This window comes from Atopobium sp. oral taxon 416 (genome assembly GCF_018128285.1).
GTDB lineage: Bacteria > Actinomycetota > Coriobacteriia > Coriobacteriales > Atopobiaceae > Olsenella_L.
The window spans coordinates 713,845-736,737 of record NZ_CP072380.1; the positions used below are offsets into that span (position 1 = coordinate 713,845).

General features: G+C 51.7%; 26 protein-coding genes and 4 pseudogenes. 17 read left to right on the forward strand and 13 right to left on the reverse strand.

Annotated features, from left to right (window positions below; all coding sequences use genetic code 11):
• Positions 1–126 precede the first annotated feature (126 nt).
• A complete protein-coding gene (locus tag J4859_RS03840; RefSeq protein WP_212332994.1) occupies positions 127–660 on the forward strand; it encodes a transposase in 534 nt (177 codons plus the stop codon).
• 15 nt (positions 661–675) lie between these two features.
• Positions 676–1,191, forward strand: coding sequence for a transposase (locus J4859_RS03845; RefSeq protein WP_212332996.1), 516 nt, complete (start codon positions 676–678; stop codon positions 1,189–1,191).
• 470 nt (positions 1,192–1,661) lie between these two features.
• Here J4859_RS03845 and J4859_RS03850 read toward each other — a convergent pair whose 3' ends face one another.
• A complete protein-coding gene (locus tag J4859_RS03850) occupies positions 1,662–2,435 on the reverse strand; it encodes a DeoR/GlpR family DNA-binding transcription regulator (RefSeq protein ID WP_212332529.1) in 774 nt (257 codons plus the stop codon).
• A 353-nt stretch (positions 2,436–2,788) separates the two neighbouring features.
• On the opposite strand from J4859_RS03850, the gene J4859_RS03855 reads away from it, so the two are divergent.
• Positions 2,789–3,640 carry a class II fructose-bisphosphate aldolase gene (locus tag J4859_RS03855; RefSeq protein ID WP_212335082.1) on the forward strand — a complete coding sequence of 284 codons (852 nt, stop codon included), beginning with the start codon at positions 2,789–2,791 and terminating at the stop codon, positions 3,638–3,640.
• 222 nt (positions 3,641–3,862) lie between these two features.
• On the opposite strand, the pseudogene J4859_RS03860 reads toward J4859_RS03855, so the two are convergent.
• The 3 genes and pseudogenes from J4859_RS03860 to J4859_RS03870 form a co-directional block, all read right to left on the reverse strand.
• Positions 3,863–4,474 (reverse strand): annotated as a pseudogene (locus J4859_RS03860) (IS3 family transposase); the annotation flags it as partial.
• A gap of 27 nt (positions 4,475–4,501) precedes the next feature.
• Positions 4,502–4,753 carry a hypothetical protein gene (locus J4859_RS03865; protein ID WP_212333006.1) on the reverse strand — a complete coding sequence of 84 codons (252 nt, stop codon included), beginning with the start codon at positions 4,751–4,753 and terminating at the stop codon, positions 4,502–4,504.
• Positions 4,722–5,045, reverse strand: a complete 324-nt coding sequence (locus tag J4859_RS03870; protein ID WP_212333009.1) for a transposase — start codon at positions 5,043–5,045, stop codon at positions 4,722–4,724. The genes J4859_RS03865 and J4859_RS03870 overlap by 32 nt, the downstream gene beginning before the upstream one ends.
• 373 nt (positions 5,046–5,418) lie before the next feature.
• Here J4859_RS03870 and J4859_RS03875 point away from each other — a divergent pair, with 373 nt between their 5' ends.
• The 8 genes and pseudogenes from J4859_RS03875 to J4859_RS03905 all read left to right on the forward strand — a co-directional run bounded on the left by J4859_RS03875 (position 5,419) and on the right by J4859_RS03905 (position 10,095).
• A complete protein-coding gene (locus J4859_RS03875; RefSeq protein ID WP_212333011.1) occupies positions 5,419–5,718 on the forward strand; it encodes a hypothetical protein in 300 nt (99 codons plus the stop codon).
• Between the two features lie 205 nt (positions 5,719–5,923).
• Positions 5,924–6,130: pseudogene (locus tag J4859_RS17465) on the forward strand (transposase); the annotation flags it as partial.
• A gap of 61 nt (positions 6,131–6,191) precedes the next feature.
• Complete coding sequence (locus J4859_RS03880) at positions 6,192–6,377, forward strand: hypothetical protein (protein WP_212333013.1); 186 nt, start codon at positions 6,192–6,194, stop codon at positions 6,375–6,377.
• A 445-nt stretch (positions 6,378–6,822) separates the two neighbouring features.
• The gene (locus J4859_RS03885) at positions 6,823–6,999 is read left to right on the forward strand and encodes an integrase core domain-containing protein (protein WP_212333015.1); all 177 of its coding nucleotides are present in this window, start codon (positions 6,823–6,825) and stop codon (positions 6,997–6,999) included.
• A 285-nt stretch (positions 7,000–7,284) separates the two neighbouring features.
• Positions 7,285–7,989 (forward strand): annotated as a pseudogene (locus tag J4859_RS16715) (transposase); the annotation flags it as partial.
• A 166-nt stretch (positions 7,990–8,155) separates the two neighbouring features.
• Positions 8,156–8,506: a transposase gene (locus tag J4859_RS16720; protein WP_212333017.1), complete on the forward strand. Its 351-nt coding sequence runs from the start codon at positions 8,156–8,158 to the stop codon at positions 8,504–8,506.
• A 234-nt stretch (positions 8,507–8,740) separates the two neighbouring features.
• Positions 8,741–9,295, forward strand: coding sequence for an IS3 family transposase (locus tag J4859_RS03900; RefSeq protein WP_212333019.1), 555 nt, complete (start codon positions 8,741–8,743; stop codon positions 9,293–9,295).
• A 332-nt stretch (positions 9,296–9,627) separates the two neighbouring features.
• Positions 9,628–10,095 (forward strand): ATP-binding protein, encoded by a 468-nt coding sequence (locus tag J4859_RS03905; protein ID WP_212333021.1) that lies wholly within the window; start codon positions 9,628–9,630, stop codon positions 10,093–10,095.
• Between the two features lie 105 nt (positions 10,096–10,200).
• Here the strand turns inward: J4859_RS03905 and J4859_RS03910 are convergent, their stop codons facing one another.
• The 5 genes from J4859_RS03910 to J4859_RS16010 form a co-directional block, all read right to left on the reverse strand.
• Positions 10,201–11,124 carry a 1-phosphofructokinase family hexose kinase gene (locus J4859_RS03910; RefSeq protein ID WP_212333023.1) on the reverse strand — a complete coding sequence of 308 codons (924 nt, stop codon included), beginning with the start codon at positions 11,122–11,124 and terminating at the stop codon, positions 10,201–10,203.
• A gap of 7 nt (positions 11,125–11,131) precedes the next feature.
• Complete coding sequence (locus J4859_RS03915) at positions 11,132–12,199, reverse strand: zinc-binding dehydrogenase (protein ID WP_212333024.1); 1,068 nt, start codon at positions 12,197–12,199, stop codon at positions 11,132–11,134.
• A gap of 72 nt (positions 12,200–12,271) precedes the next feature.
• Positions 12,272–13,135, reverse strand: coding sequence for a PTS system mannose/fructose/sorbose family transporter subunit IID (locus J4859_RS03920; protein WP_249113748.1), 864 nt, complete (start codon positions 13,133–13,135; stop codon positions 12,272–12,274).
• 11 nt (positions 13,136–13,146) lie between these two features.
• Positions 13,147–13,989, reverse strand: coding sequence for a PTS sugar transporter subunit IIC (locus J4859_RS03925; protein WP_212333025.1), 843 nt, complete (start codon positions 13,987–13,989; stop codon positions 13,147–13,149).
• Positions 13,990–14,002: 13 nt separating this feature from the next.
• Positions 14,003–14,986 (reverse strand): PTS mannose/fructose/sorbose transporter subunit IIAB, encoded by a 984-nt coding sequence (locus J4859_RS16010; RefSeq protein ID WP_249113749.1) that lies wholly within the window; start codon positions 14,984–14,986, stop codon positions 14,003–14,005.
• A 256-nt stretch (positions 14,987–15,242) separates the two neighbouring features.
• Here J4859_RS16010 and J4859_RS03940 point away from each other — a divergent pair, with 256 nt between their 5' ends.
• Complete coding sequence (locus J4859_RS03940; protein ID WP_212333026.1) at positions 15,243–15,458, forward strand: hypothetical protein; 216 nt, start codon at positions 15,243–15,245, stop codon at positions 15,456–15,458.
• A gap of 718 nt (positions 15,459–16,176) precedes the next feature.
• On the opposite strand, the gene J4859_RS16015 is transcribed toward J4859_RS03940, so the two are convergent.
• From J4859_RS16015 to J4859_RS03955, 3 genes and pseudogenes are all read right to left on the reverse strand, one after another.
• A complete protein-coding gene (locus J4859_RS16015; RefSeq protein WP_249113856.1) occupies positions 16,177–16,566 on the reverse strand; it encodes a transposase in 390 nt (129 codons plus the stop codon).
• Positions 16,567–16,601: 35 nt separating this feature from the next.
• A pseudogene (locus J4859_RS17470) lies at positions 16,602–16,802 on the reverse strand (transposase); the annotation flags it as partial.
• A 211-nt stretch (positions 16,803–17,013) separates the two neighbouring features.
• Positions 17,014–17,343 carry a hypothetical protein gene (locus J4859_RS03955; RefSeq protein WP_212333029.1) on the reverse strand — a complete coding sequence of 110 codons (330 nt, stop codon included), beginning with the start codon at positions 17,341–17,343 and terminating at the stop codon, positions 17,014–17,016.
• A gap of 573 nt (positions 17,344–17,916) precedes the next feature.
• Between J4859_RS03955 and J4859_RS03960 the strand changes: the two genes are divergently transcribed.
• Both J4859_RS03960 and J4859_RS03965 read left to right on the forward strand, forming a co-directional pair.
• Entirely contained in the window at positions 17,917–18,105 is a 189-nt protein-coding gene (locus tag J4859_RS03960) for a helix-turn-helix domain-containing protein (RefSeq protein ID WP_212333031.1), read from the forward strand.
• A gap of 73 nt (positions 18,106–18,178) precedes the next feature.
• Complete coding sequence (locus tag J4859_RS03965; protein ID WP_212333033.1) at positions 18,179–18,649, forward strand: hypothetical protein; 471 nt, start codon at positions 18,179–18,181, stop codon at positions 18,647–18,649.
• Positions 18,650–18,866: 217 nt separating this feature from the next.
• Here the strand turns inward: J4859_RS03965 and J4859_RS03970 are convergent, their stop codons facing one another.
• Entirely contained in the window at positions 18,867–19,046 is a 180-nt protein-coding gene (locus J4859_RS03970) for a hypothetical protein (RefSeq protein WP_212333035.1), read from the reverse strand.
• A gap of 513 nt (positions 19,047–19,559) precedes the next feature.
• On the opposite strand from J4859_RS03970, the gene J4859_RS03975 reads away from it, so the two are divergent.
• Genes J4859_RS03975 through mtnA form a run of 3 tightly spaced genes read left to right on the forward strand, consistent with a single transcriptional unit; the run spans position 19,560 to position 22,624 of the window.
• Complete coding sequence (locus J4859_RS03975; RefSeq protein ID WP_212333037.1) at positions 19,560–20,219, forward strand: class II aldolase/adducin family protein; 660 nt, start codon at positions 19,560–19,562, stop codon at positions 20,217–20,219.
• Between the two features lie 42 nt (positions 20,220–20,261).
• Positions 20,262–21,488, forward strand: a complete 1,227-nt coding sequence (gene mtnK / locus J4859_RS03980) for an S-methyl-5-thioribose kinase (protein WP_212333039.1) — start codon at positions 20,262–20,264, stop codon at positions 21,486–21,488.
• A 20-nt stretch (positions 21,489–21,508) separates the two neighbouring features.
• On the forward strand, positions 21,509–22,624 hold the full coding sequence (gene mtnA, locus J4859_RS03985) for an S-methyl-5-thioribose-1-phosphate isomerase (protein ID WP_212333041.1): 1,116 nt from the start codon (positions 21,509–21,511) through the stop codon (positions 22,622–22,624).
• Positions 22,625–22,893: the final 269 nt, after the last annotated feature.

Here is a 22,893-nt window from a genome sequence, read left to right on the forward strand (position 1 = left end):
CTTTGCTGCATTGTTGATCAGTTAGATACCGCATGACGGTTTATGTAGAACGAGGATACGATTGGCAGAAAGCCCTGTGGTCTGACGACAGCATCAGAACAATCAGCCGCTTCTTTGATCTTAAAGATGATCTACGTTGGAATCGATGTCGCCAAGGACAAGCACGACTGCTGCATTCTTGGTCCGGACGCTGAAGAACTGTTCCCGGTCTTTACCATCCGGAACAATCGCGAAGGCTATGATGAGCTGTTCAGAAGAATCGAGACGGCCTCAAAAGACCTGTCCCAGATAAAAGTAGGGCTCGAGGCTACCGGCCACTATTCCTACAACATCCTGGGCTCGCTTCTTGATCGAGGCTACCACACCTTTGTAATCAATCCACTTCACACAAATCTTTACAGAAAAGGTCAGCGCCTTAGAAAGACGAAAACGGATAAAGTCGATGCCCGCTCCATTGCCGAAATGCTTGTGACTGATAAGACCCTCAGGCCCTACACGGATACATCGTACTACAGCGAAGAGCTGAAGTCATTGACCAGATACCGCTTTGATCTCGTCCAGAGGAGAGCGAAGCTGAAGACATCCATCACCAGGCTGGTGAACATTGTATTCCCCAAACTGGAAGGCCTCGTCCCAACGCCTCACATAAACACCGTCTAGCGCCTGCTTGAAGAAATGCCCGGTGCGTCATGTGTTGCCAATGCCAACCTCACACATCTGAAGTCCCTGCTCTGTGATGCCTCCCGTGGCCGGTATGGCCGAGAGAAGGCGATCGAGATCCGGAATGCGGCCAGATCCTCTGTCGGATCAGAAATGTCTGTAAAATCCATAGAACTCAAGCAGACGATCCGCCAGATCGATGCCCTGACTGCCGACATCGAGGAAGTAGAAGCTTCCATTCGAAAGATTATGGACAAGAGTAGCTCTTCGATCATGACGATTCCCGGCATCAACTACCGGATGGGAGCCATGATCCTGGCCGAGATTGGCGATTTCAACCGCTTTGACAATGCGGACCAGATCCTTGCCTATGCAGGCATGTCGCCATCTACCTACCAGTCCGGGCAGTTGACATCCACCTATGCCCATATGGAGAAACGAGGCTCCAAATACCTCCGCTTCGCCCTCTTCAACGCCGCTATATACGTCTCCAAGTGGGACTGGCCTGTATCTGGCCAGAAAGCGTGCTGAGGGCAAGCACTTCTATGTCGCCCTGTCGCACGTGGTAAAGAAGCTAGTCAGAACTATCTACCGGATGGAACTGACCCATAGCGAATACCAGGCAGCGTAAATCTTACAACCCATAGCCTTTTCTTAGAGCCCTATTCCTGAGACTCTGTTCGTCATGCAGTTTTCAAGGTACTGATCTATCTAAAACACGTCTCCGTGTTTTATTCGAAAAATCGTAATTTCATGATTGACTTTTAATAGTTAGTCTCTCTTAACCACCGCAGTCCCAATTTAGTAAACAGAAGGCTATCAAACACATCTGACGCAACGAGAAGTGCCAGAAAAGGTCACTCGTAAGCATGAGCCCGCTCCAATACAGGTACAGTCTGGGGCTTGCGGCTTAGGAGAGAAAGGTACGGATTCTCGTTACCACCCTCAGGTGGCGATTATCGCCCGACGTTAACAATGATATTACCCATCCAAACTTATAACTATTTCGCTAAGATGAGTCGCGTCGAGATATCCTCTGTAGCATCAGCCATGATGCCAATAGGATCACTGTCGCAGATGATTGCATCTGCATCCTTAGGGAAACCGAAACTAAAGAGCCCGGGTGCATTTATTTTCTCTGCATCCATCATCACGTAGGTAACAGCAGCACACTTCAAGAAAGCCTGCTTCAGTTGTGCCATGCCCTCAAAGTTTGTAGCAAAGCCATTCTGTGATGAATAAGCCGTAGGACACACAAAACTAATATCAGGGTGGAGTGTAGAGAGCGCACGTACAGTAGCAGGGCCAGTTACGTAGCGATGACCTTTACGCAGCTTGCCCCCAAGTAGGAAGACATCTGACTCTGGTAGCGATCTATCTACATAATCTGCAATGGTTAGGTCTGCAGTAATAATCATAAGGCCTCTACGTTCACGCAAAGCACGAACAAGAGCAAGCCCTGTTGTACCGGTATCAACCAAAACGGACATAGAATCTTGTACAAATTCTGCTGCTCGTTCGGCAATAAGACGCTTCGCTTCCACATTAACATTCATACGTTTATCCTGAACAGAGACAGTAAGTGCACGACCGAGTGAGACAGCACCACCGTGTGTACGGCGAAGCTTTCCATCCTTTGCAAGAGTATCTAAATCTGAGCGTGCAGTCACTCGAGACACACCGAACTGCTGTGCAATCTCTGAGACCTGTACTGAGGCATTCTTATCCAGAAGCTTGAGAATTTCTGTACGGCGTTCCTCAGCGAATTCTGTCATGATTTCCCAATCTCTACTTATGCAACTATCTGACCACAGTGGCAACTATCTGACCACAGTGCTTACAAATCAATATGTGAATAAATTGTGACGATAGAATCTTATCCAGTCCCACTATAACATGTTTCTTTTTATATCTTTTATTTGCCATAAAAAGATTTTTTGATCTTTATATATCAAAAAACAAGCAAATGTATTTCCTCATTTTACACTCATGAGCATTATTTTTACCTATTTACCTGCATGTATTAGGTCGTTTACACTTAGAATGCATTCAAACAAATAAAAAGACCGGTCAAAATCAAAGTTTCTAAAAGCAAAACAGTAAGTCATAGGAGACTATGGAGAACAGTATGCTTACCACAACAAAAGAGATGCTTTTGAACGCACAAGCCGGTCACTACGCAGTAGGTGCCTTTAATGTCGAGAACCTTGAGTTTGTAATGGCAGTCATTAAAGCCGCTGAAGATAAAAACTCTCCTGTCATAATGCAAACCACTCCAGGGACGATAAAGTACGCAAATCTGGACTACTTTGTCGCAATGGTCACAACCGCAGCAAAGAGTGTACGTATTCCGATAGCGCTGCATCTTGATCATGGTGATAGCTTTGGACGCTGTATGCAAGCACTCCGTGCAGGTTATACCTCCATTATGATCGACGGTTCACATGTACCCTTTGAAGACAACATAATCCTCACTTCCTCCGTCACCAAAGTAGCAGGCTCTATGGGAGTTCCTGTAGAAGCAGAACTCGGTAAAGTTGGTGGTAAGGAAGATGACAGACCAGCAGTAGAGGGAGAAAACCCTTTCACTGATCCAGCAGAAGCCGAGGAGTTCGTTGCGCGCACCCACTGCACCTCACTTGCAGTTGGGGTGGGAACCGCTCATGGTATATACAAAGGAACCCCACACATCGAGCAGGAAATCTTAAAGGAAATCCGCAAACATGTCGATATCCCCTTAGTCTTACATGGAACCTCTGGAGTACCTGACAATCAAGTAGCAGAGGCCATCCAAAACGGTATCTGCAAAGTCAACTATGCAACCGAGTTGCGCCAAGCATTTACTAAAGGATTTATGGGCTATATGATCCAAAATCCTGCATGCTTTGATCCGAAGAAGCCGAGCAAAGAAGGTATGCATAACATCTATCAAGTAGTTTGTTCGCATATGGACAACTTAGGCTCAACCAATAAGGCTTAAAAGCTAAATGGCTGAGGACTTGCAGCATAAGCCCAGCAATTCCTGTCGGTTCCGAACTGCATACTATGAATGAAAGGTTGATGTATCCAGAAGATCGGGGAAAGACATGGCCAAGGGGCATGCAGGCGGACTTAAGCATGAAGTGAAGTGGCCGAACTCGTGAGACAGGGAAAGCCCGATACTTCCGAAAACCCTTGCTAACCGGACAGCAGCATTGTAGGCCTATGCAGCCTCGCAGATACCGCTCCTGTACCACTCCGCCGGCGTGTCGTAGCCGAGCGACTGGTGGATGCGCTTCTCGTTGTACCACGTCACGAACTTCGTGATGATCGCCCTGAGCTCTGCAGGCGTGCTGTACTCCTCCTGCCGCAGGCACTCCAATTTCAGGGTCCTGAACCATCTTTCCATCAGAGCGTTGTCCCTCCATCTGGCCCTTGCCTCCATGCTCTGCTCCACATGCATGGATGCGAGCAGCGACACATACTCCTCCGAGCCGAACACGCTTCCCTGGTCGGAGTTCATGATGGAGGGCGTGCCGTGCTCCTCGAAGGCCTGCCTGGCGCATGCGGCCACCTCCTGGGCGCACATGGTGTCAAAGAGCCTCCAGCAGACTATGTAGCGGCTGAACCAGTCGATGACCGCTGTGAGGTACATGTGCCTTCCCCCTATCTGGACATAGGTGATATCTGTGGACCAAACCTGGTTGGGGAAGAGGATGCTCTTGCCCTTCAGTAGATACGAGAACCTCCTCGACTCCCTGCTGGGCTTCGAGAGAGATGGCAGCGGGCAGCAGGGGCGGATCCCCATGAGGTCCATGAGCTTCGCCACCCTGTAGCGGGTGGCGCGCCCCTCGCCCTGCTTCTACAGCATCTTCGAGATCTTCCTCGCGCCGAATGCGAGGCTCTCCACATGGATGCCATCGATCTCGGCGGCGAGCCGCTCGTCCTTATCGGACCATGCATCTGCGCCATCCGCCGCTCCTGCGCCTGCCATGTCTCGGTAGGCGCTCGCCCTGCTCACGCCGAGCAGCTCGCATGCGCGCTGCCTCGTGAGCCCCTCCGGAAGGTCGCCTGCTGCAGCCTCACGCCTTGGGGTCGTATCCGTTCCTGTCACAAAACCTCTGGAGGAAGTCGCGCTCGACGGTGAGCTGCCTGATCGTCTTCAGGGCTTCGTCGTACTTTCTCTGCGCGGCCTCCTCCTGCTCCTTTCTCTCGCGCTCCTCCTTCGTCCTGCCGAATATGCTGTCGGCGCCTGCAAGAAGCTCGTCCCTCCATGCAGCGGCGAGCGACGGGCTCACGCCGTGCTTGGCTGCCACCTGCGAGAGCGTCTCCTGCTCCTTCGCGACCTCCAGCGCGACGGCCATCTTGAAGCTCGCGCTGTATGTCTTCCTCGTCGTCTTGGACATCTCTTCCTCGCAATCTGTGTCCCCTGGACACATCTTTGCGGGATTCGGAAGGATGGTCAAATCGGTGTCTCAGAATCGGCGGCCATATCACCGGAAGAGAGGGGGGCCGGCAGGGACATCGTCCCTGCCGGCCTTTCCCATGTTCCGCAGCAGGTCTAGCTGTAGGACAGAGTATAACAGCTGTTGCTATTTGAAATTCGACTTACCCTTTCAGTCTGGTATATGAGTGACTGGTAAGCTCGTCTGGTAACCAGAATCATCCATTCGTGGTACCGCCTGTCATCGGTGACGGTACCGCAGGCCCCCTCCCTGTAACATCCGCTGCATGGCATCCAATAGGGGATGCCACGACAGCGGAAGGGGCTGATACCCTATGACCAAGCACAAGGCATTGATGCTAGCAGTGGCGAGAGGAGGGATGAGCCAGTCGCAGATAGCCGCATCGCTCCATGCGAACAAGCAAGACGTATTGGCGGCAGCGAAGGCAGTGAAGGAGCACGGGCTCGATGCCGCCCAGATAGAGGGAATGGATGCGGCATCGATCGAGAAGAGGTACTTCCCGAAGGAGAGACACAGGCCCGTGCCTCGGTCGTTGCCTCCTTCGACGGCAGCCAGGGGAGATACGGATACCGCCGCATCGCCTCGGAGACCGGCCTCGGCAAATGGATCGTGAGGAAGATCATTGAGCTGTAATCTTTTGGTGGACAGTGGGATTCAGGGACTGGCAGCAGATATGCTCTGTCCAGATACCCACCTACCAACACCAGCAGATTGAAGAGATGAGATGTCGGTGAGCGCAAGCGAGATAGAGAAGGCAAAGTCCCGCACGAAGTCGGAAACACCCAAACACTACACTGAAGAAGTATTGCCTTGAGGCCATCGAGTACTACAGGAAGGCACGTGAGGTCGATCCGAAGAAGAGCATCAGGGAGTGCGCCGCAGAGCTTGGAATCAACGACAAGACCTTAAACGACTGGATCATCAAGCACAGCAAGACCAAAAGGGTGACCCAGGAAAGGATCGACGAGCACAAGCAGCTCGACGCAGTGAACAGGCGCATACACGAGCTCGAAAGCGAGAATAAGTTCCTAAAAAAGAGGCAGCCTTCTTCGCCAGAAGCCTCTGTTGAAGGACAGGTTTTAGCTCATGCTGGAGAAGAGGGCAACCTACAGCGTCTCGATGATGGAGCGCGTACTGGAGGTGAGCAGGGCTCACTTCTACAGATGGCTCAAGGCCAAAGGCGGTGGCGAGGATCCGTGGGGTCCCCTCAAGGAAGCCATCTGCGCGATATGGGAGGAAAGCGACAGGCGCTTTAGCTTTTGCAAGGTCTGATCCAAGCTCACAGGCGACCCAAAGTTACGCAAAATTTACAGGCACGACCCGCTACCGCGTGCGCAGGTGCATGGCTAAGCTTGGGCATCTGCGGCATCTGATCCAATGCATCCAAGAGGACGATACTGCCCGCACCTGATACCCCCGAGCGCAGCGCCCTCACCCGGCGCGGCTTTTCGTGTCTTGTGCCGACAGCCAAGCTCGTGGGCGATATAACCTATCGCAGGACCACGGCAGGCTTTATATATCTTACCGTCGCGCACGATCTGTGCACACACATGGTGGTGGGCTGAAGCATACAGGACAACATGAGGGCAGGCCTTGTTGTCTTTGCCCTGAAGATGGCATATTCGCGCGGATACGTGGCTGGAGGGGCCATATTCTAAGCAGCCCAGGCAGCCAGTACATAAGCTCAGAGCTGGCCGCCTGCTCAGCCGTACCCGACGTGAGGCTCTCCGTGGGGAGAACCGGAAGCTGCCACGACAATGCGCTCGCCGAATCGCTTTTCGCCACGCTCAAGAACGAATGGTACTACCATAAGCGCCTCTTAGACGCATCCACGACCAAGCACAAGGCACACGAGTTTAATCGAGTCGTACTACAACCGCTTCCGCCCGCATAAGTCCATAGGAGATCGCGTACCGGCAGAGGTGATGCAGGAGTTCTTCGAGCGCCTCGAGAGAGGCCTTGCGTCCCGATCCAAAGGCGATGCAGACCGCATAAAAAATCTGGTTCAATCCTAAAAGCTGTGGGCGAATGCCAGCGGCATAGCGCCCTCAGAGACAGAAGAGCGGCCATCCTCTAGAATCTTGCATCGCAACATGTAGACTCCGAAGAAGGATGGAGCGCTGACAAGTGTAGCATCCACGGCAGCCCAGCTGTCCGCCGTTTCCCATACCGATGAGATGTGTGCTCCCGGCTTCCTCCGCATTCCCTCCCATCTGGACGGATTCATGCAGGCAGGCTGGCTGCGAGGGAAGCCCCCTCATGCCCCTGCTGCGGAAAGGCCATGGAGGGCAACGGGCAGGTCCCCATTGCGCTTCGGCACCTCCCTTTGGGCATGGAGAGGGCAAGGATCGAGGTCTTGCGGCCAAGATGGGCATGCAGGGAATGCGGGGCCTCCAGCATCGAGGATGTTCCCTTCAGGGCGCCAGGGCAGCGCATCACGCTGCCTCTGCTCACGTTCGTGTGTGACCTGCTTGCCCTGGGGCAGACCCTCAAGGCGGTATCGCTCACGGCAGGCCTTAACAGAAACGTCGTGAAAAAGATCGACAGGGCAAGGCTCTCTGGGCTCTACACGGAAGGCGAAGGCAGCAGGCTGAAGCTCAGGAAGCCCAAGCGCCAGGCCCGCTATCTGGGCGCAGACGAGTTCAAGCTGCACAATGCCCGCCGCTGGGTCACCGTGATCATCGACCTTAAGATGGGCCACGTGCTCTGGCTCGCCTATACGAAGAGGAAGCAGGTCGTGTATGACTTCTGCGACTTCGTGGGCAGCGAGTGGATGTTGTATGTGGAGGCAATCGCCTGCGACATGAACGCCGACTTCGAGCGCGCATTCCTTAAGCGCCATCCGCATCTGGACATCGTCTACGACTACTTCCACCTCATCAAGAACTTCAACGAGAAGGTCATCTGTAAGGTCAGGAAGGATAAGCAGGCAAGGCTTAAGGGACGATGGAGACAGCGAGGCTGCAAGGTCCCTCAAGCACTCCACATACATCCTCAAGTCCTGTGCGGACACCAGGAAGAGGAAGGAGCGCGATGCACGGACCGGCAAGGTGGTATCAAGGGGCAGCGCCCTTTTCGGCAAGCAGGAGGTCCTGCAGAAGGGAGGGGCCAGGGAGCGCTACAAGGAGCTGATCTCGCAGAACGAGCTGCTTGCCGCCTGCGACATCGCGGGTGAGATGCTCTGCCGGGCGTATGCCTACCGGCAGGAGAAGCGCATGCGCGATGCCATGGAGAGGGTCGTCGAGGTCTGCCGCGGCACCGGCGACAGGCACTTCGAGTGGTTCGCCAGGCTCGTTGAGAGCCACATGGACGGCATCGTCGCGCATGCCAGGCACCATATCAGCAGCGGCAAGGTCGAAGGCACGAACCAGATGATCAAGACGCTCAGCAGGGCAGGCTAGGAATACCCCGACGACGAGTACTTCTTCCTCAAGATATTCGATGCGAGCAGGCGCTACTCGAAGCCTTCCGGGGCTGCGGCATGATAGGCCCACACACAGGTTTCAGGACTGAACCAAAAATCTGAGATTCCTCTGTCCATTATATTGACAGAGCTCGCATGAAGGAGGAGGGCCTCGAGGCGAAGGCGGCGAAGAGGCGCAGGCGCTACAGCTCCTATGCAGGCGAGATATCGGATGCCTCGGACAACCCTGCTCAGGGACGCAAACGGCGCCCACCATTTCGGCGCCGATGCCCCCAACGAGGTATGGATCACGCACGTCACGAAATTCAGGATCCCTGACGGCAAGGCCTACCTCTCTTCCATAGTCGACTGCTTCGACGGCATGCCCATAAGCTGGAGCGTCTCCTGCTCTCCCGATGCCGAGATGGCCAACTCGTCGCTTCTCGGCACATGCAGCCAGCTCGGGGAGGGCGAGCATCCGATCGTCCACAGCGACCGCGGCTGCCACTACAGGTGGCCCGGATGGATCGGCATCTGCAGCGAATATGGCCTCAGGAGATCGATGTCGCGCAAGGGCTCAAGCCCCGACAATGCCAGGGCGGAGGGACTGTTCGGAAGGCTGAAAGTGGAGTTCTTCTACGGATGCGACTGGACGGGAGTCACGATGGAGAGGTTCATGGAGCTTCTGGACGAGTATCTGGTATGGTATCGGGACGAGAGGATCAAGAGCGATCTCGGATACAGGAGCCCCATGCAGTACCGGAAGGATCTGGGGCTGGCAGCGTAGGAATCAAGTCCAAATTAACCACCGCAGTCCCATCGTAACAACTGATCTATTCATGCGAAATATACACCTGTTCAGGCAGTTTTGCATCAAGGCGATGGGCGACAGGCTCCACGAGATGATAGACGATTCCGAATGCGACGATATGGCCCTCGAGGAGCGCATCAAGATCCTGCTGGATGCAAAGCTGTCCGCAAGGCATGGGTGCAAGGTCGCAAAGCTCACAAGGAAGGCAGGCTTCAAGCTGCCGGCAGTCTGCGTGGAGGATATCGTCTACCTGCCGGAGCGAAAGCTCAGCAGGGACCGTGTCGCAAGGCTGATCGGGATGCAGGTGGGTGGGAAGGGCCGAAGTGGTCCTGCTCATATCGAAGACGGGCTGCGGGAAGAGCTTCCTGTGCCAGGCGCTGGGCAACGCAGCATGCAGCAAGCTCATCCCCACGCGCTACTTGCGCCTCGCCGACGTGTTCGACAGGCTTAACCGCTCGAGGGCATTCGATGCCGCCTCCTACTATAGCTTCATGGATGACCTGAAGAGCGTCCAGCTCCTGATCCTGGACGACTTCCTCACCACTCCGATTACCACGCAGAATGCAGTCGACCTCTTCGAGATCCTGGAGGGACACAACGAGAAGGTGGCCACGCTCATAGCCTCCCAGCTGGAGCCCCATGAATGGTATCTTTGGATAGAGGGCGAGTCGATGGCCGACTCGATCCTGGGCCGCGTCGCATCCGCAGCGAGGCGCTACGACCTCGACGGTCCTGACATGCAAAGGTATTTCGCGAAGGACATGCCCGAGCTGTAGCGGTACCGCCCCGCATTGCCTGCGGTACCGTTCAGAAGATGCCCGTGGTACCAAATTACCTGACAGCGGTTACCACGGGCGTTTACTAGTCATATGAGGCTATACTCAAAGTCTGTCTATTTGAATATATTTCTTATACTTTTCTACATGAGAAAAATTACCAAGTCCCGGACTCTCCACAATATTTGAACCTACAGCTTGGCATAAGACTAATGCCTCCTCAATAGCAGTCTGATCATTAAACCATACCGATAAAAAGCTGCCGAGGGTGCCATCACCTGCACAGGCACTGGAAAGAACCGAAATTGGCAGTGTATTTTTTGCTCGCCATATTGACTCTCCATTTGAAAAGTAGGCTCCGCTGGCCCCTAAGGTCAGAAGAACGTTCTTAGCGCCATGCTGATGAAGATATTGCATCGCATATTTTGCACTTTTATCGTCCTTGACATCAATATTGAAAATGTCCCGCAGCTCATCATCATTTGGCTTTATGAGTAGAAGCCCTTTTCCAATCAAAGTTCTTAGTTGAAGACTCGATATATCAAGAACAACCTCACCCCCACGTAATTTAACGGTATCGATCACTCGACTAAGAAAATTATTCGATGTCCCAGGTGGTAAGGATCCTGATACCACTAGGCAATCTAGATTCTTGATATTTTCAAGAATTTCGATCATTTGTGATTCTTCTGCAGCATCTATTGTTGTGCCTGCATTCACAAATTTATATTCTGCACTTGACGATGTAGAGAGAAATAAATTTACACGTGTAATACCTTTGCAATGTACTGGAATCACATGAACGCCCCATTGTTCAGCACCTGAAATTATGTAATCTCCAGTAAAACCTGCGAAGAATCCTAAAATACTGGTATCACAACCAAAGTGCTTCAAGGTAAACGAGACGTTAAGACCCTTCCCATTTGGAGTAAATACGGCATCTCTAGTTCGTATCACAGAATTTGGTTTGACAACGCCGCACGTTTCATTTAGATCAACTGCAGGATTAGCCGTTAATGTATAAATCATGAGGCATTTACTCCTGATCAAAATTAACAACTATGCGATAGGAGCTTCCCTCAATAGCCTTTTCAAAAGCATCCTTAACTTGACTTTCATGATATATACCGCTTACAAAAGGTTTAAGGTTTACAATACCCCCGGAAACTAATGCAGCCGCACGAACAAAATCTCTAGAATTTGAGTTAGCTGTACCCAATGTTTTAATTGACCAACTATGCATCCAACCTGCATCAATTGGAACAAGTTTGCTCTCACCTGATCTCGGATGAATGGAACTATACAAGATAACCTTTCCTGCATTCGAGACACATGTATATGCTTCTTGGAGAACAGTAGGGAACGGAGTTGTGTCAAAAACCACTTGACACTTTAATCTATGTGTATATTCCAAAACTTTTTCTGTAAGGTTTTCATTAGATGGATCAATCACATAATCGGCGCCATTCTTCTTTGCTAAATCAGCACGCTCTTTATTTATCTCGGAAACAATTACAACTGCACCACGCTTTTTCGAAAGCTGCACATGCAATTGTCCCATGATCCCACAGCCAATAATAAGAACGAAATCGCCGAGTTGAATGTCTGCTGTCTCCACGCTATGTACGACACATGAAAGAGGCTCAATTAATGAGGCTTCCTGTGGAGAAGCATTGTAATACTTAAATAGACTATGAGTATTTACAAGCATATACTCAGATAAGCCTCCCATACCATGATATGGCAGACCTTCTAGCTGCAAGCTGTGACTAAAGTGGCTGCAAGTCTGCTCTTCAAAAGTCTTGCAATAATAGCAATCGCCACAAGGACAGGTATTTCCCACAACTACCTTATCTCCTACTGCCCATTCTCTTGTGTTTATGTCTTCTCCAAGCTCAACAATCGTACCTGAGGTTTCATGCCCACCGATGAATGGGTATTCAACATTATTTACTCCTGTATAGACACGCTGCTCCCACGTACAAAGCGCACAACAATCTATTTTGACGAGTACTTTATTGCCATATGCGTGCGGACGTTCGCATTCTTCAAGCGATATATCATTAATGCCATGAAAAACTGCAGTTTTCATCAGTTCACTCATAGGTTCATTCTCCTTGTGCTAGTAACATATCTCTTATTTATTTAATGTTAAATGTTTCCGATAGCATATAAGCTAAGCAACTGGTGTCAAAATACCTAGAGCACCAAGAACAGCAGCAATCAGTACGATTATCAGCAGAACACGAGTTGATTTCATCTGCTTAACTTTAAGCATGTACCAGCATCCTAAAGTGAAAGCAAGCGGAAGAAGACCAATCAGCAAATGGTCGAGTACGTCTGTTTGAATATTAAGTGATGCTTCTCCTATTACAATAGAGAAATTAGCTGAGGCAGTAACGTATTGTGCAGCAAGTGCGCCTAATACTATGGAACCCATGATAGAAGCTGCAGTAATAAGATTCTGGATTCGACCGCTGCCCAGCAAACGCTCAACGCCACCTCTGCCCTGTTTATAGCCTGTCATGAACATGAAATAGCCAATAGAAGTTTGAATGACAAACATTGAGATAGCAAAAAATATTGCACCCGCTGAAGATCCCCCACTTGCAAGGGAGACACCAATTGCAAGTAAAATGGGGGATAAGGTACCTTGCCACAAAGTATCACCAATACCAGCCATAGGACCCATAAGCCCGGTTTTTACTGCAGAGATAGCTTCACCTGTAATAGCTGGGTTATTAGCTTTTTCTTCTTCCATAGCAAGAGCCAGTCCATTGACCATACCACCATAATGCGGTTCCGTATTGTAAAACTCCATATGACGCTTCATAAAGTCAATCTTGGCTTGCTTATTTCTAGGATAAAGTTTATCGTGTATATGGGACATCGAGAAGAGAAGGCCAGAAGCTTGCATACGTTCATAATTGTAATTAGCGTGACTAGCAAAAGTCCATTTCCAGAACGTTCTCGTGACATCAGATTTAGATAAAGATACGCGTTTTTCTGTTTGCGTATTAGTTTGAGCATTTGCCATCATTATCATCCTTCTCACTCAAAATCAGCATCAGAATCATCAGAAGCGACATCATCTGAGACATTTGCAGCCACAGGAGCTGCTTGAATCCGTTGTTTCTGTTGAGTAGAAATATTGTTCATAACCCCAGTAATAAGGGAAGCTGCGATACCAGCCAAAATAGCCAGAGGGAGAGTGCTTAAACCAGAATATGCTGAGATGACAAAACCAAAAATAAATAATGGAATTACATAGGAACGATCGAGAGAACGTAAGTTCATACCAATGCCGATAGCTGGTAAAATGCCACCAATAACCTGCAATGTCTCAAGCGGACGTCCTTGCAATGTATTAATAATGTTTGTTACAACACCAGATCCGTAATACACACCGAGCATTACAGGAATTGTACCAATCAAAAAAGCAACTATTTGAGGAGGAACTAAATGCCAGAATGTCAACGCTTTCATGTCGCCTCTGTCAGCTGCTCGATCGCACATATGTACAAACGGTACATCAACCGTCATGTGTACAACCCAAACGATAGTCCCAAGCAATCCTATTGGGGTTGCAATTGCGATTGCAGTATTGGGGTCTACATTTGCCGCAAGGGCAAGTGCAGTGCCAAGTGTTCCAGCTAAGCCTGGGTCAGTTGGTACAGATCCTCCTGCTGAAATATACGCAATATATGGCAGTTGAATAGCAGCACCAATAAGAGCTCCCTGCATCGGATTACCTAAAATGAGGCCGGTCAGAAGACCACCTACTAGTGGTGTTCTAAGAATTGTTGAGCCAAGTAACGTAGTCCAAGGTGTTCCGTTGATGCTTAAGTAATACACAACACCAACGAGAAATGCTTGAAATAGTGTAATATGCATAAGCCGTCTTTCCTTATTTGAGTAGTTTTGTAATTTTTACTTGTAGGTCATCAGCAAGAATTTGAATTTCAACGTCAATCCCTTTCGCTATAAGTTCCCTAAAAATCTGTCTTTCTTCGTCAGTCGCTGAAATGTTCCGGTAAAACTTAGTGCGATTTCCACGTGCACCCATTCCACCAATAATGATCTGAGAAATTGAAGCACCTCTATTAACTAACGAGAGGAAAGTCTGAGGATATTTTGCAAGCACAATGACTCTGTCGGTTGGTTTAAACCCCTTAATCAAACGATCCGCTGCCTTCTTCTCATTAAAAACACCAACTCGGACATTGGAGGGTACAGCTCCTTTATACACAGTCTTCAAGAAGGGATTTGCAGCAGTTTCATCATCGACAATCATAATTTTATTTGCACCAGTTGATTTAACCCAAGAGGTCATTACCTGACCATGAATCAGACGATCATCAATACGGCAAAGAACTACCTTTCCTTTATTGGAAGAGGAAGGATAGTCTTGCATTGTGTTAGAGACATTCACAGCAGGGGCCGCACCAGGTTCCATTTTTGCTTGCTTATTTTGCATTTGTTCTGGTGATAACATGCTTGTAAGTTTTTTATTAAGATCAACTACACCCTCCCGTTGTGCTTTAAATACTTCACGCGATAAATCCTCGAGCCCTATCTGATCCCGCATGAAAATAGCTTGAATTACTGCAGGTAAATTGACACCTGCAAGCGCCCGTATCGGACGTTCTTTCATTAATTTCAACACGACATTTGAAGGTGTACCACCTAGTAAATCAACAAGACATAAGACACCATCTCCTGTATCAACCCCATCAATTGCTTTAGCGAATTTTTCCTCAAATGCCGCAGGATCATCTCCATGAAAAAGCCCGAGAGTTTCAACATGCTCCTGTGGACCAACCAACAGCTCTACTGCCGATTTAAAACCTTCGGCTAGTGAGCCATGCGTGGCAATAACAATACCGACCACGAATTCTCCTCTCTCCATCGTGCAATACTCAAATGACTACTCAAGTAGATACTTATTGAATATAAATTGAATATAAACGAAGGAACAAGAAGAAAGTCGAAAGGTAATATTTTGTAGGTGAGTGGATACGATTTCTATTGCTATGATTAAAGTTTTAGTAGATATTATTGTTATTAACAATTATATAAATCTCGCTATTAGACTATGATTGGCCTGAGAGGAGGCGCAAAAGTGTCCGGACCCCCGTCTACAATGTATGTCGTCAAACAAGGACATCGTGGAGCAAAAGGCCCAGGTAGACTTAATGGTACTGCAGCGCGTAAAAGAGATGGGCATCGCAAAGAAGCGCGAGCTCTTAGAGAGGCTAGGGGTTCTCATTACTAAGAAGATAACAGGATCTACCCTCGCAGGTAAGCCCAAGAGGTGTTCGAGATGCGAATCGGCCGACTTCTGGCGTAAGGGGCACGTTTGACCTAGCCTCCAGAGATGGAAGTGAAGGACGTGTGGAAGGACCTTCTCGGCCAAGACGGGGTCCGCCATCGCGGCGTCGAAGCTTTTCGCTACCACATGGGCAAAGTATATAAAAGGCACCCTTGCAGGCATGACACTTAAGGAGCTTCCCCTCGCCTGCCATATTGTGCCTCAAGACATCGTGGTTCCATGCGTGTGTTTGATAGCCTCTGAGTTGCGTGCCGGGGGTGGTAACGTTTATCCGTACTTGTGTTTGTAATCTTCTACTTACTGATTGGGGGTGGTAACGCAAACCCGTACCAAACGGTGATCCTTGGAGGACAGATGTACACCCTCGAGGAGAAGACGAGAGCGGTCGAGCTCTACGTCAGGTACGGTAGGAAGGTGGCCATGACGACCCCAGGGAAACGATGATTAATTCGGCTCGATGAGGTCGTTGGGGCTGCAAGCTGGATACCGCCGGCTCAAAATGCCTCGAACCATGCGATGCCCATATTCACATAAATGCCTATCTGCCTGCGGATATGTTATAATTACAGCCACGTATTTCAGCATATCCAAAAGGAAGATATGGGCAGCCAGATGAGCTTCGGGGACCTTAAATTCCGGCTCAGTCCTGAAATCTGTGTGCAGACCCATCATGCCGCAGCACCGGAACCCTTCGAGTAGCGCCTGCTGGCATCGAAGGTCTTGAGGAAGAAGTAGTCGTCTGGGTATCTCTAGCCTGCCCTTCTGAGCGTCTTGATCATGCAGTTGGTGACTTCGACCCTGCCACTGCTGATATGGTGGCGCGCATGCGCGATGATGCCGTCCATGTGGCTCTCCACGAGCCTGGCGAAGTGCCTGTCTTTCGTGCCACGGCACGTGTCCACGATCCTCTCCATCGCATCCGCATCGGTGCACGAATAGGCCTGCGCGAGCATCTCATCTACGATGTCGCAGGTAGCAAGCAGCTCGTTTTGGGATATGAGCTCCTCGTAGCACTTCCTGGCCCCTCCCTTCTGCAGGGCCTCCTGCTTGCCGAAGAGGGCGCTTCCCCTTGAGACGACCTTGCCGGCGCGTGCATCGCAATCCTTCCTCTTCCTGGTGTCGGCACAGGACTTAAGGATGTATGTGGAGTGCTTGAGGGACCTTGCTCCTTAAGCCTTGCCTGCTTATCCTTCCTGACCTTACAGATGACCTTCTCGTTGAAGTTCTTCACGATATGGAAGCAGTCGTAGACGATGTCCAGGTGTAGGAACCTCTTAAGGAATGCACACTCGAAGTCTGCGTTCATGTCACAGGCGATTGTCTCCACATTGGACATCCACTCAGCGAGCACGAAGTCGCAGAAGTCGTATACGACCTGTCTCTTCTTGAAATGAGCGAGTCACGGGACATGGCCTGTCTTAAGGTCTATGACCACGGTGGCGCAGCGGTGCCCGCCGTGAAGCTTGAACGTATCTGCGCCCAGATACCTTGCCTGCCGCTTCGGCTTCCGGAGCGTCCTTTTCTCGCGGTTCCGTCAATAGTCTTTCGCGCTTTCTCCAGCCGGGGTCCCATCCCGGTAGTCGAAGCTAGCCTTCCTGTCTCTTGAGCACCTCTCTGTCGTCCCATCTGTCCAGCAGGTCGGTGTCGAGGTAGCGCCTGGAGCCCCAGCCGCCCTCGGCCACGTACTTGCACCTCGCTCCGCCAGCTTCCCCGCAGCGTCTTCCGCCGGGAAGCTGCCCACGGCGGCGGTGCGCCTCTCGACCACCCTCGCCGCCGCCTCGAGTTTCGACGCCCTGAGCTCTAAGGCTACCTCCTTTGCCTTTGCCAGGTACTTCGCGCGGCTCTTTTGCACGTGGGATCACCTTGAGCAAGGCTGCGACGGCCTTGTAGCGGGTCCTGGGCAGCTTGTCGAGCACGTTGCGCGTGGGTGGCAGCGCTGCTACATCGCGCGCAGGAACACCTCCCGTATTGCCCCAATATACCTGCGGACTTGTCGGCGCTGAACATGCACACTCCCGACAGGGCGCGCTCGTGCAACCTAAGCAGGAAGGCCCTCCAGCTCTCCTTTGACTCCATATAGCCCTCCTTACAGCCGATGACTTCGCACTATCCCTTTTGATTGACGCCTATGGCCACACCCTCGCAGGTGCCTGCCTAGTTTCTCTTCACGTATGTGCCGTCCAGGGAAACGATGATTAATTCGGCTCGATGAGGTCGCTGGGGCTGCACGCTGTATGCCGCCGGCTCAAAATGTCTCGAACCACGCAGTGCCCATACCCACATAGATGCCTATCTGTCTTCTGGATATGGTATAGCTTAAGTCATACATTCCAGCATATCCAAAAGATAGATATGGACAGACAGATGAGCTTTTAAGACCGACGGATTAGCATTCTGAGTGCAACAGGATAGCCCGCTGGATGCAAGCGTGGCACACTTCGGAAGGCTACGATGTTGGTTGTCCACATCAACGTCGAAAGCTAAAAGGAATGTGCCACTACACACATCTTAGCCTACAGGAGAGGGACTGCATAGCCACGCTGCATGCAGAGGGAAGGTCAATTGCCTATATCGCGGCAGAGATCGGCAAGGACAGCTGCAGCGTCTGCCACAAGCTCAAGAGAAACGCACGCCACGGCCGCTTTAGGGCATGTGCTGCCCAAAAGGAGGGCGGATGAGCGCCGCAGGAGATGCAGGGCGAAAAGGCGGCTTTCAGACCCTGCGCTTACGCAGAAGGTGCGCTTACTCATCATGGACAGACACTGGTCCCTGGAGGAGATAGACGACATCTCAGGCTCGAGGGTGGCGGCAGGTGCACCGTTGAGCCTCTCGACGATCTACCGGGAGGTCCATGCAGGCGCCCTCGAGCTGCCGGGATCCGGCCCCGAAGGCAAGGTGCGGCGCCGCCTGCACAGGAAGGGGCCTAAGACGAGGGGCAAGATCAGGATCTTACGCACCGTGGATGAGAGGCCAAAGCAGGCCGATGCAAGGTCTCGTCTCGGAGAGTGGGTAGACGACACGCTCGTGGCAGCGGGCCCCGTGTGCCTGCTCGTGCTTGCTGACAGGGCAGTGAGGCTGCTTGCCGCGAGAAGATGCCACCACGACAGCAGGAGCGTCTCTAAGGCCGCCTTCGGGCTTTTGCAGGGACGCCCCCTCGAGACGTTCACTCCGGATAGGGACAAGCAGCTCGCAGGGCATACAGGGCTCACAGAGGCCCTTTGAGGCGTGCAGTTCTACTTCTGCGACCCTCACCATCTATGGCAGAAGCTAACAGTTAAGAACACCAACGGGCTCCTGCGGGAATTCTTCCCTTAAGGGCAGTGACTTCGGCAAGGTCACAAACGAGGAGATCCGGTATGCGGTAGAGCTGATCTGTGACAGAGCGAGGAAGGTCCTTGGATACAGGACAGCCAACGAGGTCTTTAGGGAGATGTTGCACTCAGCTTGACAATCTGCCGTCCGAAATATTGACACAGGTCATTTGCTTGGACAGGCCGCGCTTGCGGGCCTGCCCGTAGCCGTCCACGGTCGCAAACACGCGCTGGCGCCACTCGTAGGCAATCTTGTGGTTCAGCCCGCAGATCTTCGCGATGCCCCTTAAAGGCACGTTGTAGCACATCAGCTCGATGAAGAAGACTAAGGTGGGCAGGTCCTTCTTCGAGTCGTCGAATATGGCACCCGAGAAGGCGGCGTAGCGCTTCGTGCAGCTTGGGCATCTGAAGCACTAGTGCCCGGCGGTACTCTTCCCGTCATCCAGGACTTTTCGCCGCACGAGGGGCACAATGGCGCGGACCTGTGGCGTGTTGCAGCCTCCTCGAAGGTCTCAAGCCCGATCTTCTCCTTTGCATCCTTGCACCGCCCAGGCGCCCATCCAGTCGGGACGTCGCCAAACTTAGGAGCAGATGGACGCCCAGGCAAATCTAAGTTGGCGGGACAATCATACCAACTCACGCCGGCCCCTATGCTCCTATCACCACACTTCTAAACTGTCAGAAAATATTATTGCTTATGTGTCCGCTCTCGTATGTATTGTCAACTGTCCCAGGTACGTTTACCTAACAGGTAGCGCGCTTTAAGCTCGGGCGGGGATAATGAACAAGTGGTATTGGTTCTTTTCGAAGGAGGATTGTTCATGCTCGAGGCGTACAAGGAAGAAGTTTTGAGAATAGCGCAGCGAGCACAGCGAGATGGTCTCTGCAAGCATCGCTCTGGCAACTTCTCATATAGAGATACCGAATCCGGTTTGATTGCGATCACGCCCTCAGGGGTCGACCGGGAGAAGCTTCAGGCGAAAGACATCCTGATTATCGATGGTGAGGGACACATACAGGAGAATCTCTCAAATCTGCGCCCCACGAGTGAGACCCTGATGCATTTGGCGATCTACAAGACGAGACCTTCAACTCATGCAATCGTGCATACACACTCGCTGTATGCCACCTCATTTGCGATTTTGGGCAAGCAGATCCCGGCTGTGGTCTACGAGGCCCTCAATCTAGGGTTAAGCAGGGGCCGCATTCCGGTTGCTCCCTATGCGCGTCCGGGCTCAGAGGAGTTGGCGCAGAGCATCGTCGGACCTTGCAAGGAAGCCCAGTGCTTTTTGCTTGAACGACACGGTGTGGTGGCCTGCGATGACAGCTCACTGGATGAGGCGTACCTCAAGGCGAGCTATGTGGAAGAGGTTGCACATCTCTATTACAACACCCTCGTTATCAACCACAACCAGGAGCCGCCGGCGCTTTCACAGCAGGAACTCGATGCCTGGAAGTACCCCGATCAGGTTGAGCACTGATAACCATCTGAGGATTGATGAATGACAAGCGAAAGGAAGGCTATGTCTCGTTTCGACCACTATTTTGAGATGGATGAGCAGGATGTGGTTGACTACATCTTGGAGAAGGATATCGGTATCGACTGGGATAAGGATACGATTAAAGCAGTCATGCCGGCCGAGCACGGCAATATCAACTATGTGTTTAGAGTATCCGATGCAAAGGGCCACTCGGTCTATGTGAAGCAGGCCGGCGAGCAGACCCGTATCTCCAAGGATATGAAGCCCTCAAAGGACCGTAACAAGTTGGAGTCTGAGATCTTGGGGATTGAGGACAAACTTGCCCCTGGTATGGTCCCGCGCGTTTATTTCTATGACACTACGATGTGCGCCTGTGCGATGGAGGACTGCTCGGACTACGAGGTCATGCGTGATGCTATGCTCGAGCACAAGACCTTTCCGCACTTTGCTGACGATATCTCGACCTTCATGGTCGACACCCTGTTGCTTTCCAGCGATGTGGTGATGGACCATATCGAGAAGAAGAAGCTCGTGAGGAAGTTCATCAACCCGGATTTGGAAGACATCACTGAGAAGCTCGTGCTGATGGAGCCCTATAACGATCTCAACCACCGCAACAACGTCTATCCGCCTAACCGTGAGTTCGTGGAGAAGCAGCTCTATCAGGACAAGGCGCTGCATCTGGAGGTGGCCAAGCTGAAGTTTAAGTTCATGACCGATGCACAGGCTTTGATCCAAGGCGACCTGCACACCGGCTCAATTTTCGTTAAGCCGGACTCCACTAAGGTCTTTGACTCTGAGTTCGGCACCTATGCCCCAATGGGCTACGATACCGGCAACATCGTGGCGAATCTGATCTTTGCCTATGATAATGGATTGGCAGCCGACGACACGAAGTTCTGCGACTGGACGCTCACGACCATCCGCGACATTGTCGACATGTTTATTGAAAAGTTCAACAAAGCCTTTGATGAGCACGTGACCGAGCCGATGGCAACAGTGCCGGGCTTCAAAGAGTGGTACCTGAGCTCTATCCTCGATGACACCGCAGGCTTTGCCGGCACCGAGCTGCACCGCCGTACTGTGGGCATGGCCAACGTCGTCGACGTGACCTCCATCAAGGACAAGAAGAAGCGCCTATTAGCCGAGCGCATCAACATCCTGTGCGGCAAAGAGCTCATCATGCATCAGAGCTTCTTCCGCAAAGGTCAGGATTACCTCAATGCAATCGCACGCGCCAAGGAAACTGCTGAAGCGACGCTTAAGTAGGGAAGAAGGATAGATCAGCTATGGGCGATACCAGCAATGTAGAAGCGTTCTTTGACAAGGTCATCACTGTCAAGATGCTGCCGGACCACACCGCCGTCAACATTATCGACCAGACCCTGTTGCCGGAGACGATCAAGCGTATCAACCTCACGACCAAAGAGGAGATGTGGGACGCGATTAAGAAGCTGCGCGTCAGAGGGGCGCCGGCGATCGGCGTAACTGCAGCGTACTGCATTGCGCTTCTCGCCTCGGAGATTGAGGCTTCTGACTTCGACAGCTTCTATAAGGAGTTCAAGGCGGACAAAGACTACCTGGCTTCCTCCCGTCCGACCGCAGTCAATCTGTTCTGGGCCCTCAACCGGATGGACCAAAAAGCGCTCTTTGAGAAGGATAAGCCGCTCGATCAGATCAAAGAGGACCTCTTTGTTGAGGCGGATAAAATCCGTGAAGAGGATGTTCAGATCTCCCGCAACATCGGTGAGATCGGCTACAGGATCCTGAAGGACCTGAAGAAGGACGGCCAGCCTGTCGGTATCATGACACACTGCAATGCGGGTACCTTGGCCACAGCCAAGTACGGCACTGCGACTGCTCCGATGTATATCGCGTTGGAACACGGCTGGGCCGGCACCGATATGCACGTGTACTGCGATGAGACGCGACCCTTGCTGCAAGGTGCACGCCTGACCTCCTTTGAGCTGCACAACGCGGGCATCACCACGACGTTGCAGTGCGATAACATGGCGTCAATCTTGATGAAGTCAGGGAAGATCCAGGTGGTCTTTGTCGGCTGTGACCGCGTAGCGAAAAACGGGGACGCCGCCAACAAGATCGGTACCTCCGGTGTCGCAATCCTGGCGCACTACTATGGTATCCCGTTCTATGTCTGTGCCCCGAGCTCTACGATTGATATGGCCACCCCGACCGGAGACCAGATCCCCATCGAGATGCGGGACAAGGACGAAGTGACTGAGATGTGGTACAAGGAGCGCATGGCGCCGGAAGGCATCGATGTCTTCAACCCGGCTTTCGATGTCACCGACCACTCCCTGATTACCGGCATCATCACCGAAAAAGGTATGTGCCACGCGCCGTATGACAAGGCCTTTGAGAAGCTGGGGATTGTGGCGAAGTAGTGGCGCACTCTCTGAGATTTCCGTTCTCTTGCGAACCCTATTGATACTGGACCAAGCCATTTTTGATGCTGATGGCTTGACTCACCTTCTCACTGTGTTCACACTTATCTACAGTGAGAAGGTGGGACAGATGGGTTTCGTCGATGAGATTCGACAGTGCCTGTGGGCGATAATGCATCCCGTGGATTACAGAGGTGAAGAGATGTCCGCTTGTCCTACGTCCATCAGTTGGCTGAAGCTATCCGGATTGACGGGTAGACGCGCAGTCG

Bases quoted from the DNA above. Each gene is read 5' to 3' on its own strand.
- J4859_RS03840 (WP_212332994.1), top strand. From the start codon at position 127: ATGATCTACGTTGGAATCGATGTCGCCAAGGACAAGCACGACTGCTGC.
- J4859_RS03845 (WP_212332996.1), top strand. From the start codon at position 676: ATGCCCGGTGCGTCATGTGTTGCCAATGCCAACCTCACACATCTGAAG.
- J4859_RS03850 (WP_212332529.1), bottom strand. From the start codon at position 2,435: ATGACAGAATTCGCTGAGGAACGCCGTACAGAAATTCTCAAGCTTCTG.
- J4859_RS03855 (WP_212335082.1), top strand. From the start codon at position 2,789: ATGCTTACCACAACAAAAGAGATGCTTTTGAACGCACAAGCCGGTCAC.
- J4859_RS03870 (WP_212333009.1), bottom strand. From the start codon at position 5,045: ATGTCCAAGACGACGAGGAAGACATACAGCGCGAGCTTCAAGATGGCC.
- J4859_RS03875 (WP_212333011.1), top strand. From the start codon at position 5,419: ATGACCAAGCACAAGGCATTGATGCTAGCAGTGGCGAGAGGAGGGATG.
- J4859_RS03880 (WP_212333013.1), top strand. From the start codon at position 6,192: ATGCTGGAGAAGAGGGCAACCTACAGCGTCTCGATGATGGAGCGCGTA.
- J4859_RS03900 (WP_212333019.1), top strand. From the start codon at position 8,741: ATGCCTCGGACAACCCTGCTCAGGGACGCAAACGGCGCCCACCATTTC.
- J4859_RS03910 (WP_212333023.1), bottom strand. From the start codon at position 11,124: ATGATTTATACATTAACGGCTAATCCTGCAGTTGATCTAAATGAAACG.
- J4859_RS03915 (WP_212333024.1), bottom strand. From the start codon at position 12,199: ATGAGTGAACTGATGAAAACTGCAGTTTTTCATGGCATTAATGATATA.
- J4859_RS03920 (WP_249113748.1), bottom strand. From the start codon at position 13,135: ATGATGGCAAATGCTCAAACTAATACGCAAACAGAAAAACGCGTATCT.
- J4859_RS03925 (WP_212333025.1), bottom strand. From the start codon at position 13,989: ATGCATATTACACTATTTCAAGCATTTCTCGTTGGTGTTGTGTATTAC.
- J4859_RS03940 (WP_212333026.1), top strand. From the start codon at position 15,243: ATGTCGTCAAACAAGGACATCGTGGAGCAAAAGGCCCAGGTAGACTTA.
- J4859_RS03960 (WP_212333031.1), top strand. From the start codon at position 17,917: ATGTGCCACTACACACATCTTAGCCTACAGGAGAGGGACTGCATAGCC.
- J4859_RS03965 (WP_212333033.1), top strand. From the start codon at position 18,179: ATGGACAGACACTGGTCCCTGGAGGAGATAGACGACATCTCAGGCTCG.
- J4859_RS03970 (WP_212333035.1), bottom strand. From the start codon at position 19,046: ATGTGCTACAACGTGCCTTTAAGGGGCATCGCGAAGATCTGCGGGCTG.
- J4859_RS03975 (WP_212333037.1), top strand. From the start codon at position 19,560: ATGCTCGAGGCGTACAAGGAAGAAGTTTTGAGAATAGCGCAGCGAGCA.
- mtnK (WP_212333039.1), top strand. From the start codon at position 20,262: ATGTCTCGTTTCGACCACTATTTTGAGATGGATGAGCAGGATGTGGTT.
- mtnA (WP_212333041.1), top strand. From the start codon at position 21,509: ATGGGCGATACCAGCAATGTAGAAGCGTTCTTTGACAAGGTCATCACT.